The sequence below is a fragment of the Saccharomonospora marina XMU15 genome (assembly GCF_000244955.1).
GTDB lineage: Bacteria > Actinomycetota > Actinomycetes > Mycobacteriales > Pseudonocardiaceae > Saccharomonospora_A > Saccharomonospora_A marina.
In genome coordinates this window covers 4884848-4898789 of the sequence record NZ_CM001439.1, presented here as the reverse complement: position 1 = coordinate 4898789, position 13942 = coordinate 4884848, and the positions used below count along the sequence as shown (strand labels likewise).

The 13942-nt window shown below is 69.6% G+C and carries 13 protein-coding genes; 3 read left to right on the top strand and 10 right to left on the bottom strand.

Annotation, left to right across the window (positions count from 1 at the left end; genetic code table 11):
- Positions 1-140 precede the first annotated feature (140 nt).
- From SACMADRAFT_RS23085 to SACMADRAFT_RS23075, 3 genes are read right to left on the bottom strand one after another with little or no spacing between them, the layout of a single operon-like run.
- Positions 141-1055, bottom strand: coding sequence for an ABC transporter ATP-binding protein (locus tag SACMADRAFT_RS23085; protein WP_009156269.1), 915 nt, complete (start codon positions 1053-1055; stop codon positions 141-143).
- A gap of 41 nt (positions 1056-1096) precedes the next feature.
- A complete protein-coding gene (locus tag SACMADRAFT_RS23080) occupies positions 1097-2650 on the bottom strand; it encodes a glycerol-3-phosphate dehydrogenase/oxidase (RefSeq protein WP_009156268.1) in 1554 nt (517 codons plus the stop codon).
- Positions 2647-3288 carry a TetR/AcrR family transcriptional regulator gene (locus SACMADRAFT_RS23075; protein WP_009156267.1) on the bottom strand — a complete coding sequence of 214 codons (642 nt, stop codon included), beginning with the start codon at positions 3286-3288 and terminating at the stop codon, positions 2647-2649. The genes SACMADRAFT_RS23080 and SACMADRAFT_RS23075 overlap by 4 nt, the downstream gene beginning before the upstream one ends.
- Before the next feature lie 16 nt (positions 3289-3304).
- On the opposite strand from SACMADRAFT_RS23075, the gene SACMADRAFT_RS23070 reads away from it, so the two are divergent.
- Positions 3305-4918, top strand: coding sequence for an FAD-binding oxidoreductase (locus SACMADRAFT_RS23070; RefSeq protein WP_009156266.1), 1614 nt, complete (start codon positions 3305-3307; stop codon positions 4916-4918).
- On the opposite strand, the gene SACMADRAFT_RS23065 is transcribed toward SACMADRAFT_RS23070, so the two are convergent.
- The 5 genes from SACMADRAFT_RS23065 to SACMADRAFT_RS23045 form a co-directional block, all read right to left on the bottom strand.
- Positions 4893-5522, bottom strand: a complete 630-nt coding sequence (locus SACMADRAFT_RS23065; RefSeq protein WP_009156265.1) for a gamma-glutamylcyclotransferase family protein — start codon at positions 5520-5522, stop codon at positions 4893-4895. The two genes, SACMADRAFT_RS23070 and SACMADRAFT_RS23065, sit on opposite strands and share 26 nt — an antisense overlap.
- Positions 5523-5539: 17 nt before the next feature.
- The gene (locus tag SACMADRAFT_RS23060; RefSeq protein WP_009156264.1) at positions 5540-6640 is read right to left on the bottom strand and encodes an S-(hydroxymethyl)mycothiol dehydrogenase; all 1101 of its coding nucleotides are present in this window, start codon (positions 6638-6640) and stop codon (positions 5540-5542) included.
- Between the two features lie 124 nt (positions 6641-6764).
- Positions 6765-7814 carry a peptidase C39 family protein gene (locus SACMADRAFT_RS23055; RefSeq protein ID WP_332307170.1) on the bottom strand — a complete coding sequence of 350 codons (1050 nt, stop codon included), beginning with the start codon at positions 7812-7814 and terminating at the stop codon, positions 6765-6767.
- A gap of 101 nt (positions 7815-7915) precedes the next feature.
- Positions 7916-8314, bottom strand: a complete 399-nt coding sequence (locus SACMADRAFT_RS23050) for a PaaI family thioesterase (RefSeq protein WP_009156262.1) — start codon at positions 8312-8314, stop codon at positions 7916-7918.
- Positions 8315-8379: 65 nt separating this feature from the next.
- Positions 8380-10002: a long-chain fatty acid--CoA ligase gene (locus SACMADRAFT_RS23045; RefSeq protein ID WP_009156261.1), complete on the bottom strand. Its 1623-nt coding sequence runs from the start codon at positions 10000-10002 to the stop codon at positions 8380-8382.
- Between the two features lie 316 nt (positions 10003-10318).
- On the opposite strand from SACMADRAFT_RS23045, the gene mihF reads away from it, so the two are divergent.
- Positions 10319-10630: an integration host factor, actinobacterial type gene (gene mihF, locus SACMADRAFT_RS23040; protein WP_009156260.1), complete on the top strand. Its 312-nt coding sequence runs from the start codon at positions 10319-10321 to the stop codon at positions 10628-10630.
- 31 nt (positions 10631-10661) lie between these two features.
- Here mihF and SACMADRAFT_RS23035 read toward each other — a convergent pair whose 3' ends face one another.
- Both SACMADRAFT_RS23035 and SACMADRAFT_RS23030 read right to left on the bottom strand, forming a co-directional pair.
- The gene (locus tag SACMADRAFT_RS23035) at positions 10662-11843 is read right to left on the bottom strand and encodes an isochorismate synthase (protein WP_009156259.1); all 1182 of its coding nucleotides are present in this window, start codon (positions 11841-11843) and stop codon (positions 10662-10664) included.
- Positions 11844-11895: 52 nt separating this feature from the next.
- Complete coding sequence (locus SACMADRAFT_RS23030) at positions 11896-12609, bottom strand: 4'-phosphopantetheinyl transferase family protein (protein ID WP_009156258.1); 714 nt, start codon at positions 12607-12609, stop codon at positions 11896-11898.
- Positions 12610-12716: 107 nt separating this feature from the next.
- On the opposite strand from SACMADRAFT_RS23030, the gene SACMADRAFT_RS23025 reads away from it, so the two are divergent.
- A complete protein-coding gene (locus tag SACMADRAFT_RS23025) occupies positions 12717-13886 on the top strand; it encodes an acyl-CoA dehydrogenase family protein (protein ID WP_009156257.1) in 1170 nt (389 codons plus the stop codon).
- Positions 13887-13942: the final 56 nt, after the last annotated feature.

Here is a 13942-nt window from a genome sequence, read left to right as displayed (position 1 = left end):
AGGCTCCGCGATTCTCGCTCATCGGGCCTCCTGTGTTCTGAGGGACACCCTCCCCTGCTGTGGCCCAAAAGCTTGCCACAGCGGGGGCCCACCCCGGTTGGCCCTGATGAGCGCCGCTGCGCAGGCTCCGCGATTCTCGCTCATCGGGCCTCCTGTTGGTCGGTGACGACGTTTCGGAACAGCTCGGCCAGCGACGGGTGCGTCCTGGAGAACTCCCGAACCGGTCCGGTCGCCAACGCCGCCTTCAGCACCGTCTGGTCGTCGGTGCCTGGGGCGAGCTCCACCACGGTGGTGTCGCCTTCCTGTGACAGCACCTTCACCCCGGAAAGCTCGGCGGCCCAGCCCGGTGGCGCGAGCGGTGCCGTGACGGTGATCTTCGTCGCCGCGCCCTCGGTCAGCTCGGCGACAGCGCCGCAGGCCACGATCCTGCCCGCGCGGATGATCCCGACGCGGTCGCACAGGCGCTCGACGAGATCGAGCTGATGGCTGGAGAACACCACGGGCACGCCTGCCGCGGCCTTCTCGCGCAGTACCGAGCTCATCACGTCAACGGCGATGGGGTCCAGCCCGGAGAACGGTTCGTCAAGCACGAGCACGTCGGGGTTGTGCACCAGCGCCGCGGCGAGCTGCACCCGTTGCTGGTTGCCGAGGCTGAGCTTCTGTACCTCGTCACCGCGCCGGTCCGCCAGTCCCAACCGCGAAATCCACGTCTGCGCGCTCTGGTGTGCCTCGTTGGAGGACATGCCGTGCAACTGAGCCAGGTAGACGAGCTGGTCCAGCACCTTCATCTTCGGGTAGAGGCCACGCTCCTCCGGCATGTACCCGATGCGGGTCCTGGTCTCGTGGGTCACCGGACGGCCGTCGAAGCGAACCTCTCCCGAGTCGGCCTCGAGCACACCGAGCACGATTCGCATCGCGGTGGTCTTGCCTGCCCCGTTGCTGCCTACGAACCCGAACAGCTCTCCGGGCCGCACCTCGAAGCTGACCCCGTCGAGTGCGACAAGGTTGCCGAACCGCTTGCTTACGCCGTCGAGCTCAAGCGCATGATGCTGCACGAACTATCCCCCTGATCGTAGCCGCGCGGCCGATCATACATTCACCGCTTCTCGCTCAAGCCACGCAGGGCGCGGTCGACGAGTTCGCTCACGCGAGGCCTCGCCGCCTCCGCTTCCCTCGGTACGAGCCCGAGCCGGGTCCTGCGGTGCAGTACGTCGTCGGTATCCAGCGCACCCTCGTGCCGCACTGCCCACACCACCTCGGCCTCCGTCGTCTCGCAGCCTTCGAAAAGCGGTCGAGCGAGGCGCCGGTCGACCTCGCCGAGGGCGGCGACGCGCGGGGCCTCGGTTCCGTACTTGGTCACCAGCCGAGGCTCGGCGTCCACTGCGGACAACGCGTCCCGGTCGGCGGCGCCCACGAGCGGGAGTGCCGCCGTCCGGACTTCCGCTGCCCGCAGTCCGGCCGCGCTTACCGCGGCGTCCACGGCGTCCTGAGCCATCCTGCGGTAGGTCGTGAGTTTGCCGCCGACAGCGGTGATGACGCCGGTGGACTCGTCGGTGAGCACCACGTGCTTTCGGGAAAGGTCCGCTGTGCGACCCCCGGGCGTGTCCACCAGCGGGCGCAGCCCGGCGAAACTGCCGAGCACGTCGTCGGGCCCCAGCCTGCGCTCGAGCACGGTGGATGCGGTACGCAGCAAGAAGTCCACATCGGACTGCGGTGCCGACGCGACGTCGGGTGGCTCGCCCGTCATGGGCTCGTCGGTGAGCCCGAGGTATGCCTTGCCACCGGGCTGGGGCAGCAGGAAGACGAACCGGTTGCGTTCGCCTGGCACCGGCACCATGACGGCGGTCTCGCTGAGTCCGGTTCCCCTGGTGTCGAGAACGAGGTGTGAGCCGCGGGAAGGCCGCAGCCGCACGGAATCGACGAGCTTTCCCGCCCATACCCCCGTGGCGTTGACCACCTGCCGAGCACGAAGTTCGACCTGATCGCCGGTCAGTGCGTCGCGGGCGAGCACCCGGTCGGCGGCGACCTGGGTGGCCGCGAGTCGTGTCAGGATCCGGGCTCCGTGCGCGGCGGCGGTCCTGGCAAGGGCGATCACCAGCCGCGCGTCGTCGGTGAGGGCGCCGTCGAAGGACAGCAGCCCGCCGCGCAGGCCACCGCGGCGCAGGCCGGGTGCCAGCGCAAGCGCTTGCGCAGCCGGAATCGAACGCGGCCGCGGCAGCAGCGAAGCAGGTGTGCCCGCGGCGCGACGCAGGGCGTCGCCCGCGTACAGGCCCGCCGCCGTCATCGCGTGGCCCGCTCGCGAGGCATTCCCGTAGGAGGGGAACAGTTGCGCGAGCGCTCTTGTCAGGTGTGGCGCGGTTCGCCGCAGCAGGATGTCGCGTTCCGCCGCGCTCTCCCATGCCAGCGCGAAATCGCCGTGTGCGAGGTAGCGCAGACCGCCGTGGACGAGCTTGCTGGACCAGCGAGAGGTGCCGTATGCCAGATCGACGGCCTCGACGAGTGCGACCGACAGTCCGCGCGAGGCGGCGTCCAGAGCGATCCCGGCACCGGTCACGCCACCGCCGAGCACGATGATGTCCATGCGCTCGCCCGAAGCCAGGGCGGTCAGTTCCTGCTCGCGCCGCCGGGCGGTCAGTGAGGCCCTGATCATGCCGCGAGCGCCGAGTCGAGAATGTGCCGCAGTTCGGCGAGCAGGGCCTGCTCGCCGACGTCCGCCGTGGCCGGTCGCAGTGAGAGCACGAAGGACTGCACCACCAGCAGTACGGCGCGTACCTGCACGGCGGGCTCGGCCCTGCGGACGGAACCGTCGCGATGACCTTCGGTCACGATCGCGGCGAGCGCTTCTTCGGCGAGCCGTTGCGTGGAGCCGAGACGCTGGGTGATGTAGGGAAGCACCAACTCGGCGTCGACGTCGAGCACGGTGCGCATCAGCGGGTTGGCCACCAGCGCGCGCACGGCGCTGACGGCGCCGTCCACCAGTCGTTGCCTTGCGGTGATCGAGGCCGGGGTGTCGTCGATCGCCTTGCGCAACAGCGCGCTGAACTCACGCGTCATGAGCGCGATCAACACACTGCGGACGTCGGGAAACCGCCGGTAGAGGGTCATCCTGCTGACCCCGGCCGTGCGCGCTATCTCCGCAAGGGTCGTCCTGCGCACGCCCGCGCTGAGTACGCAGGTCTTCGCCGCGTCGAGCAACACGTCGTCGGGGACCCGCGTGGCCGATGTGCGGCCGCGGGTGTCGGCGAGAGCGCTGCGGGTCCTGACCGCAGTGTGACGTTGCGCTTCCATGTGTCACACTCTAGCGGTGAACGAGACGCTTGACCATCGGATTCGCTCGGCATGGACACCGCAAGCGGCGGGCGCGGTCGAACTGGCTCCGCAGGCGGTGCGCTGGCTGACCCAGCGTATCGGCACCTTCCGACCTGACGGCGGCAAAACACCCGATTCGGCTATTGAGATTCCGCGTTCCCTGCTGCCGTCGGCCGCGCGAGCAGACCTCGCCACCGTGGTCGGCGCGGGTCAGGTGCTCACCGGTGACAGCGAGCGGCTCGGTCGTACGGGTGGGCTCTCCTACCTCGACCTGCTGCGCCGCAGGAGCGCGGCAGGGCTGGCCGTGCCCGACGCCGTCGTGCTACCCGCTGATCCGGAGCAGGTGCAGCGGGTGCTGCAGGTGTGCGCGGCACACGACATCGGCGTTGTCCCCTTCGGCGGTGGCACCTCGGTGGTCGGCGGGGTGACGGCACTGCGCGGGGACAAGCCTGCGGTGGTGGTCCTGGACCTGCAGCGGCTCGATCGGCTGGTCAGTGTCGACCCGGTCTCCCGGATCGCGGTGCTGCAGGCGGGAGTGCGTGGGCCGGAAGCCGAGCGCCTGCTCGGCGAACACGGGTTCACCCTCGGGCACGTGCCACAGTCGTTCGAACGCGCCACCATCGGCGGGTTCGCCGCGACCCGCTCCGCGGGCCAGGCCTCCTCCGGATACGGCAGGTTCGAGGACATGGTCACCGGTGTGCGGGTGGCGACCCCGGTGGGCGAGTGGCGCCTCGGTGTCGCGCCCGCATCGGCCGCAGGACCGGACCTGCGCCAGCTCGCCGTCGGCAGCGAGGGTGCGCTCGGCGTACTCACCGAGGTGGCCGTCCGTATCCGTCCGGTGCCGACCGAACAGCGGTTCGAGGCGCTGGCGATCGAAGGGTGGCAACGCGGTACCGAGGTGGTGCGCGTGCTCGCACAGCACGGCCTGCTCGCCGACGTCACCAGGCTGTCCGATGTGGACGAAACTGCCGGATCGCTCGCGCTCGCGGGTGGCAAGGCGGCGCTGCTGCGCCGGTACCTGTCGGCTCGCGGGCTCAACCGGCCCTGCCTGCTGATCCTCGGCTGGCACGGCGGGCAGCGGCAGCGCCGCAAGCGGGCGCTGCGTGTGCTGCGCGCGGCGGGCGCCGTCCGGCTCGGGCGCGCACCGGGCGAGGCGTGGCGGCGCGGTAGGTTCGCCGGTCCGAGGCAGCGCGACGCGCTACTGGACCTGGGTGTCTGCGTCGAGACGCTGGAGACCGCGGCGCACTGGTCCCGACTCGACACGCTGTACGAGCGGGTCGGCACTGCGTTGCGGGCCGAACTGGACCGCCCGCTGGTGATGTGCCACATCTCCCACGCCTACGAGACCGGTGCTTCGCTGTACTTCACGGTGCTCGCCGCCCGCGATCACAGCGACCCGCTGGGCCAGTGGACCCGCGCGAAGCGGGCGGCGTGCGAGGCCATCACCCGCGACGGGCTCGGCACCATCACGCATCACCACGCCGTCGGTACCGACCACGCGCCGTACCTGCGTGCCGAGATCGGCGATGTCGGTATCCAGGTGCTGGCCGCGGCCAAACGCGCGGTTGACCCCAACGGCATCCTCAACCCGGGCAAGCTGATCGGCTGACCGGCTCGACCCGCAACCCGTGTGAGGCGGCGGGAACGCCGGTGAGCAGCCGAGCCCGCCGTTGCGGCACGACGGCCATGCGCACCATCTCGCCATCGACCAGCAGCGGCATGCGCTCGGCGGCCGCGCCGACGTAGGCGAGCGCGCCCTCGACCGGCGAGCCGTCCTCGAGCCGCACCGCGCCCTCGCGCAGCCGGACCAGGTCGTAGCGGGTACCTCGGCCCTCGCAGCGGTCGAGCACCGCGAGCTGATCGGGCGTCGCGAACCACACCGCGTGCCACTCCTCGACGCCCGGCGCGGCGGCGAGCGTGGCGGGTCTGGCCCCGTCACGCTCCCGGAATCCGGCCGCCCAGACGGCAGCCATGCCGTGGCAGCGGGCGCGGGCGACGACGACGGCACCGGTCAGCCCCATCGTCCTTCGCAGCCACGTGATCTTCTCCGGGCAGGCGTTCGAGCCGTACGCCAGCACCGGGGTCAGCTCGGTGCGCCACCGAGGCCGTGCCGTGCTCAGCGGGTACCCGGCGCCGTCCCGGTGCACGAAGGAACAGCCGGGCCGGGCGCCGGGATACGGTTCGGCCGGATACTTACGGTCGACGAACAGCACCTCAGTCGAACAGGACTTCAGTCGAACACCACGACGCTGCGCAACACCTCTCCGTTGTGCATCCGCTCGAACGCCTGCTCGACGTCGGCCACGCCGATGCGTTCGGTGACGAACTTGTCCAGCGGCAGCCTGCCCTGCAGGTAGAGATCCACCAGCATCGGAAAGTCCCTGGAGGGCAGGCAGTCGCCGTACCACGACGACTTCAGCGAGCCACCACGGGCGAAGAAGTCGATCAGCGGCATGTCGTCGAGCTTCATGTCCGGTGTCGGCACGCCGACGAGCACGACCGTGCCCGCCAGGTCGCGAGCGTAGAACGCCTGCTTCCAGGTCTGCGGGATTCCGACGGCGTCGATCACCACGTCGGCGCCGAAGGAGTCGGTCAGTTCCCGTACCGCTTCCACCATTTCGTCGTGGCTCTTGCCACGCGCGTTGATGGTGTCGGTGGCACCGAACCCCTTGGCCCACTCCAGCTTCCTGTCGTCGGTGTCGACCGCGACGATCGTGCGTGCCCCGGCAAGGTGGGCGCCCGCGATGGCGGCGTCACCGACACCGCCGCAGCCGATCACCGCCACCGTGTCTCCCCGGGTGACCGCGCCGGTGTTGATGGAGGCTCCGATACCCGCCATCACGCCGCAGCCGAGCAACCCGGCCACCTCCGGCTCGGCAGCCGGGTTGACCTTCGTGCACTGTCCGCTGTGGACGAGTGTCTTCTCGAGGAAGGCACCGATGCCGAGCGCGGGGCTGAGCTTGGTGCCGTCGGCCAGCGTCATCGGCCTGCTCGCGTTGTGTGTCTGGAAGCAGTACCACGGTTTGCCTCGCTTGCAGGCCCGGCACGTGCCGCACACCGCGCGCCAGTTGAGTACCACGAAATCGCCGGGCCGCAGGTCGGTGACGCCCTCACCGACCTGCTCCACGTAGCCCGCCGCCTCGTGCCCCAGCAGGAACGGGAAGTCGTCGTTGATGCCACCCTCGCGGTAGTGCAGGTCGGTGTGGCACACCCCGCATGCCTTGACCGAGACCACCGCCTCGCCGGGACCGGGATCGGGCACCAGCACGGTCTCCAGCGAGACCGGTTGGCCCTTCGCGCGAGCGACCACGCCTTGCACCTCGTACGGCATTGGCTCTCTGTCCTTTCGGCCTCGAAGCTTCAACAGGGCAGCTTGCCACGGCGAATGCGGTCATGGCGACATCCGAATGGATTTGCGCACGCAGGTTGCGTTGACCGGAAACCGCCTTGCCGTCTCACGGGGTGATGAGGTAGACGATCCCACCTGGCCCGGGTCTGACCCTGCCTTCGTCGTCGAGACGCCTGGTGCGCTGCCAGGCGGTTTCGAACTGCGCGCGTGGGTACACCCTGCGCACCGCGTCGGCGGTCTCGCCCGCCGGGTCGTTGACGATCACGTCACCGCTGTCGGTGAACCCGGCCACCACCATCAGGTGCCCCGCGCTGCCGTAGCCCGCGCCGTCCAACTCGTCGCGCCGAAACGAAAGCGAGGTGATCACCGGAACTCCGCTCGCGACATGGCGCCGCAGTTCGGCCAGGTCCGGCAGCCGGGTGACCCGCGCATTGAGACCGTAGTGAGCGGCGTAGGCAGTGTTGAACGGCCAGTTGCCGGTGCCCTGGTAGGCGTAGTCGTAGGTGTGGCGCGCCGCGTGCACCACGCCGGGGTCGGGGCAGTCACTCGGCAGCCACGACAGTTCCCGCTCGGACGGACCCTTGCCCCAGTACTCCACCACCATCTCGGTGGCCGCTGGACTGCACCAGTGCTCGCCACCTCCGCCGTACTCCACGAAGCGGCCCCGGTGCACGTACTGGGCGAATCGTGGCACCGCGAGTTCGAACCCGCCATCGCGCTGCGGCTCGCTGGTCGCCACCTCGAATCGCTCGGCCAGTCGCGACGCCATCGCCCCCACGGCCGTCAGCGTCGGCGTCGCCCGGCTGCCCTCGCGGCGGTGCAGGGTGACCCTGAGCCGGTAGGAGACGAATGTGACGCCCGGCGCGGCCGCGAGCGTGTCCACGTCGACGCTGCCGTGCGCGTCGCGTTGCCCCGCAACGCTGGTGCGCCTGATGTCGCGGTCCCCGTACGCCCAGTCGGCGAGCACGTACCACCGGGTGTGCTCGCCGTCGCGGGTGCGCGCGGCCGCCTCGACACGCAACCACGTGTCCTCGGGTGTGCGCGCGTTCCACGACGCGATCAGCTCGGTGGCGCCGGAAGCAGGCACGCGCGGCTCGCAGGTCCAGTACCCGTACTCGAAACCGCTGACCGTGCCCACGGGTTCGTGGATGCTCAACCCCTGCTCGCCGGCGCGCAGCCCGCGCGGTTTCCCACGCAGGAAACCGCGCGGACCGCGGGTCTCGTGGTAATCGATCGTTTCGGCTGCCCTCGTCCTCGTCAGATGACGGCCTGCGTCTGCGTCACCTTCGCCGCGAGCCGCCCGGTGTCGGTATGGATCTCGGTCTCGACCACGATCACACGCCTGCCCACGTGCAGCGGCCGGGCCGAGGCGGTGGCGTGGCCGCTGCCGATGGGGCGAAGGAAGCTCGTCCGTGACTCGATCGTCGTGGTGCCCTGCGCGCCCCGCGGGATGTTGGAGTACGCCAGGGCCGCACCGGTGGCGTCGGCGAGCGACATCAGGGCGCCGCCGTGCATGCTCTCGCCGAGCGTGGTCAGCGAATGCTCCCACGCGAGCCGGGTGCGGACGAGGTCCTTGGAATGCTCGAGGACCTCGATGCCCAGCCGCTGCGCGAACGGCATGGCCTGGTGGATGAGCTTCGTGGCTTGTTCGTCCATGGCGACGACCCTGCCTCGGGCGGCAGCACCCCGTCGATTACCCGCGGGGTAATGCGGCCGCCGCGTCAGAAGTGGCTCACATCGAGCTTGCCCTCGGCGTGGGCGGCCCTGAGTCGCTTCTTGTCGAACTTGCCGACGCTGGTCTTGGGAACCTCTTCCACGAAGGTCCAGTGCTCGGGCAGTTGCCACTTGGCCACCTTGTCCTTGAGGAACTCTCGCAGTTCCTCGGCGGTGACCGCCTGGCCCTCCCTGACGACGACGGCCACGAGCGGCCGCTCGTCCCACTTCTCGTCCGGCACACCCACCACGGCGGCCTCCGCCACCGCGGGATGTGCCATCACGTGGTTCTCCAGGTCCACGGAGGAGATCCACTCACCACCCGACTTGATGACGTCCTTGGCGCGGTCGGTGAGTGTCAGATAGCCGTCCGGGGTGATCTTGCCGACGTCGCCGGTGCGCAGCCAGCCGTCGTGGAACTTGTCCGGGTCCGCGTCGCCGTAGTAGGAGCCCGCGATCCACGGCCCGGCCACCTCCAGTTCGCCGACGCTCTCGCCGTCCCACGGGACCTCCTCGCCGTTGTCGTCGATGAGCCGTGCGCGCACCGACGCGGGGAAGCGTCCCTGCGTGTAGCGGTACCGCCAGGCCTGTTCGCCCGTCGCCGTCGAAGGCGGCCGTGCCACGCTGCCCAGCGGAGAGGTCTCCGTCATGCCCCAGGCGTGCAGGATCGGCACCCCGTAGCGCTCCTCGAACGCGTGCATCATCGCGGGTGGCGCGGCGGAGCCGCCGACCACGACCTCCCGCAGGTGCGAGATGTCCTGCGGGTTGGCGTCGAGTTGTTGCAGCAGGCCCTGCCAGATGGTCGGCACGGCGCCCGCGAATGTCGGCCGCTCGGCCGCGAGCATCGCCGCGATCGGCTCGGGCTGCAGGAACCGGTCCGGCATGACCATCGAGGCGCCGACCATGAACGCGGCGTAGGGCATGCCCCACGACATCGCGTGGAACATCGGCACGATCACCAGCGCCTTGTCCGCCTCGCTCAGCCGCATGCTGTCGCTCATGCACACCTGCATCGAGTGCAGCCAGATCGAGCGGTGGGAGTAGACGACACCCTTGGGGTCACCGGTGGTGCCCGAGGTGTAACACATCGCGGCGGCGGAACGTTCGTCGATGACCGGCCAGTCGAAGGTCTCCGGTTGCCCGGTGAGCAGCTCGTCGTAGGAGTGCACCCGCACCCCGCTCGGCGCCTCCAGCGCGGCGGGATCGCCGTTGGCGACGATCACGTGCTGGACCGTCTTCATGTGCGGCAACTGCTTGGCCAGCAGCGGCACCAGCGTGCCGTCGACGATGATGACGTGGTCCTCGGCGTGGTTGGCCACGAAGACGAGTTGCTCGGGGAACAGCCGGATGTTCAGCGTGTGCAGCACCGCTCCCATGGCCGGGATGGCCAGGTATGCCTCGAGGTGTTCGGCGTTGTTCCACATGAACGTGCCGACGCGCTGGTCGCCGGTGATGCCGAGTCCGCGCAGGGCGTTGGCCAGCTGCGCCGCTCGCCTTCCGATCTCGCCGTAGGTCTTGCGCACGCCTTCCGACCCGTTCCAGGTCACCACGGCGCTGTCCGCGTGCAGCTTCGAGCCGTGGCGCAGCAGGTTGGCGATGGAGAGCTGGTCGTCCTGCATCGTGCTCAGCATGGTGGCTCCTGCCGGTGGTTCGTCGGTGAACTCGGGTTAGGCGCGACTTTAGTCCGGTCCTCGGCCACGCGGCATGTGCCGAGTGCACAACGGTTACGCAACGGGGCTGGGCGATGCGAACCGCGTTACAGGCCGCTGACCAGGTATGGCCCGGTCGGGCGGTCATCGCGTGTCGGCTTCGCGGTGCAGCGGATGTTGGCGTTTACTGGGGCGGTGGTAACAGACGGCCTGGCCAGCGCTTGCTCGGGCAAGCACCCTTCGCACCTGGTTCGTCGCCGCTAGTTACGCGGACACCCGAGAAGAAAGGAACACTACGTTGGCTTTGCCCACGTTGACTCCGCAGCAGCGGGCGGAAGCCCTGGCCAAGGCGGCTGAGGCCCGCAAGGCACGCTCGGAGCTGCTCGCGTCCATCAAGTCCGGAAGGGAGAGCATCGACAAGGTGCTCATGCGGGCCAAGGACGACAAGACCGTCGGAAAGACGAAGGTCACCCAGTTGCTGAAGGCCGTCCCCGGACTTGGCCAGGTCAAGGTGGCCGCGTTGCTCGAACAGGCGGGTATCGACCCGGACCGGCGCGCGGCGGGCCTCGGTGAGCGCCAGCGCGAGGCGCTCATCAACGCGCTCAAGTGAGCGGTGGCTCGTGGGTGGTTGGTGGGGACGCCTACAACTCCGCTAACCACTCACGAGGCAGGCCCATCGCCCTCAGCAACGTGGCGAACTTGGCCGATGTCTCTTCCAGCTCTGCCCACGGGTCGGACTCCGGCACGATCCCTCCGCCCGCGTAGAGCCGCAGTGCCGAGTTCCCGACCTCCGCGCACCGGATCGACACAGCCCACTCGCCGTCGCCCTCGGCGTTCACCCAGCCGACGGTGCCCGCGTAGTAGCCGCGCTCGAACGGCTCCAGTTCGGTGACCAGTTCCCTGGCCAGCCCGGTCGGGGTGCCGCAGATCGCCGGGGTGGGGTGCAACGCGGCGGCCAGTCGCAGCGCGGTCACGTCTCGGTCCACCAGTTCTCCGGTGATCTTGGTGCGTAGGTGCCACATCGTCGGCGTGGACACCAGTTCCGGCATCTCGGGCACGTCGAGCTTTCGGCAGAACGGCCGCAGCGTCTCCACCACCGCCTCGGCCAGTACGGCATGCTCGATGTGGTCCTTGCGGGAGGACAGCAGCGCCTTGCCGTTCTCGGTGTCGGTCACCGGATCGGCCGAGCGGGGCAGCGACCCGGCATGCGGCAGTGACACGACCCGGTGTCCCCGCCGGGAGAGCAGCAGCTCAGGGCTGGAGCCCACGAGCGCACGCCCCCCTGGCAACCCGGCCGCGAAGGTGTAGCCGCCAGGGTTGTCCTTGACGAGGTTGTGCAGGATCGCCTCCGCAGAGACGCCGCCGCCGAACTCGACGTCCAGTGCCCGTGCGAGCACGACCTTGCGAAGTCCGCGGTCGCGCAGCGCCGCGACCGCACGGGCGACCGCGTCGGCGTGTCGCCGTGGCTCCGGGACCGGGCGTGCGTTCGTCGGCGGAGCGACCCGCCTGCGCGGTAGGGCGTCCACGGCCGGGTGCATGGGACCTGCCCGTCTCGTGCGCCGTGGCAACACCATCCGTCCCGGTGTCCCCTCCGCGCTGTCGAACGGCAACGCACCCACCGCGATCGGCGCGATGCCGTCGCCCAGCGCCGTTGCCACCCGCTGCGAGAGCCTGATCTCGTCGGGGTCGGTCAGCGCCGCCGCCACGCCGGAACCGAGCAGCGTGGCGTTCTCGGTGGCGAGGAAGAAGTCGCGTGCCGTGTAGTCCTCGAGCAGCCGGATCGACGCCTCGGCGGTCGTTCCTTCGGCGCTCGAGTCGGCCACGGGTCGCACCTCCAGGTCGGGCGGGCCACGACGGCTCGCCGCGACCTCGCGCCTACCATTGTCCGTCGCCGGAGGAGGCTGGGCTCCACCACCGTTCGGTGACCTCGATCTCGTCGGTGGTGAGCACTGCCACAGCCGCGCGGTAGCCGGGACCGGGGTCGAGATCGGCCATCCGGGTCTTGCTGGGGTCCAGCGCGGTGTCGGTGGATTCCAGCAACCGTGGCCGCGTACCCGGGCTTGACATCGTGAGCCCGCGCAGCGGGATGATCAGGCCCTTTCCCGCCGCCTTCATGGCGGCCTCCTTGCGCGTCCAGTACGTGAAGAACCCGGCGGAGCGCTCCATTTCGGGCAGCTGGTGCCAGGTGGCCAGCTCGGCTTCGTTGAGCGTGTACGACACGAGCGCCTCGTCGGCCCTCCTGCCGGTCGACTCCACGTCCAGCCCTACCGCAGGGCCGCCGGTGACCGCTACGCCCACCCGTTCGCCCGCGTGCGAGATGGACAGCGCGATACCCGTGCCGGGCAGCCGGGGAGGTCCGTGTTGCTTGCCGCAGGTCGAGCAGGTGGCGTCGAAGCGGATCGCCGCCGGACCGCGGCCGAGTCGCCGTCCCGCCAGCGTCTTGGCGAGCACGCGGGCGGTGAGGAACCTCGCCCTGTCGGCCTGCTTGCGGTAGGCCTCGTAGCGCTGCCGCTCCGGGTCGTTGAGCAGCGCGAGGTGATCGCCTACCTCGTCCAAGGGCGTGGCCCACCACACCTCGCATGTCGTCACACGTCGAACCTAACGAAAGCCTCGGCAGGCGGGGGGACTGCCGCCGGGCACCTTCGTGCGCTACCTTTGCCGCTAAGCATCCGCTTAGTGGCCGAGGGAGTCTGCGCATGGATTTCAGCCTGAGCGTCGAGGAACGCGAGATTCGTGACTGGGTGCGCACGTTCGTGCAGCGGGAACTCATGCCGCTGGAACAGGAAGTGCTGCGCAGGGAGCGAGCCGGGCAGCCGGGGCTGACCGGTGACGAGCTCACCGAGTTGCAGTTCAAGGCGCGCGAGTCAGGTTTCTGGGGCGTGCAGACCCCGCAGGAGTACGGCGGTATGGGGCTTTCGGCCGTGATGACCGCGCTGCTGGAGGCGGAACTCGGCCGTACGTTCGTGCCGTTCCGTTTCGGCGGCGCCGCGGACAACATCCTGTTCTACGCCAACGACGAGCAGAAGCAGCGCTACCTGCTGCCCACCATCGAGGGCAAGCGCAAGTCCTGCTTCGCCATCACCGAACCCGGTGCGGGTTCGGACGCGAAGGCGATCCGCACCAGTGCTCGCAAGGACGGTTCCGACTGGATCATCAACGGCGAGAAGACCTTCATCACCGGCGGAAACGAGGCCGACTTCACGATGGTCTTCGCCATCACCGACCCGGACAAGGGCGCCAACGGCGGGGTGACGTGCTTCCTGGTGGACAGGGAGCTGGGCTGGCGTTCCGAGCCGATCGACACGATGGGCGAATGGGGTCCGGCCTCGCTGGTGTTCGAGGACGTCAGGGTGCCGGAAAGCCAGATCCTCGGCGAACTCGGGCAGGGGTTCAACCTCGCCATGCAGTGGATCGGCAGGGGCAGGTACCTGCTCCCCGCCAGGGCGATCGGTTCGTGTGAGCGACTGCTGACGATGGCCATCGACCACGCCAACACCAGGCACACCTTCGGCGCGCCGATCGCGCAGCGGCAGGCGATCCAGTGGATGATCGCCGACTCCGGTGTCGAGATCGAGGCGCTGCGCTGGCTCGTGTTGCACGCTGCCTGGCAGGTGGACTCCGGAATGGACTCCCGGCACGCGCAGTCGATCGCCAAGCTCTACGGAGGGCTCAAGGCCAACGAGATCGTCGACAGGGTGCTGCAGATCCACGGCGGCATGGGGTACACGCGTGAGCTGCCGATCGAGCGCTGGTACCGGGAACTGCGGTTGCTGCGGATCTACGAGGGCACCGACGAGATCCAGCGCCGTACCATCGCGCGCAACCTGCTCAAGGGCCACGCCAAGGTCGGCGGGGTCCTCGGTTAGCTCACCTCGGCGAGCCCGCGATCGCCTACTTCCTGGTGGTGGGGTCCGACGGCGCA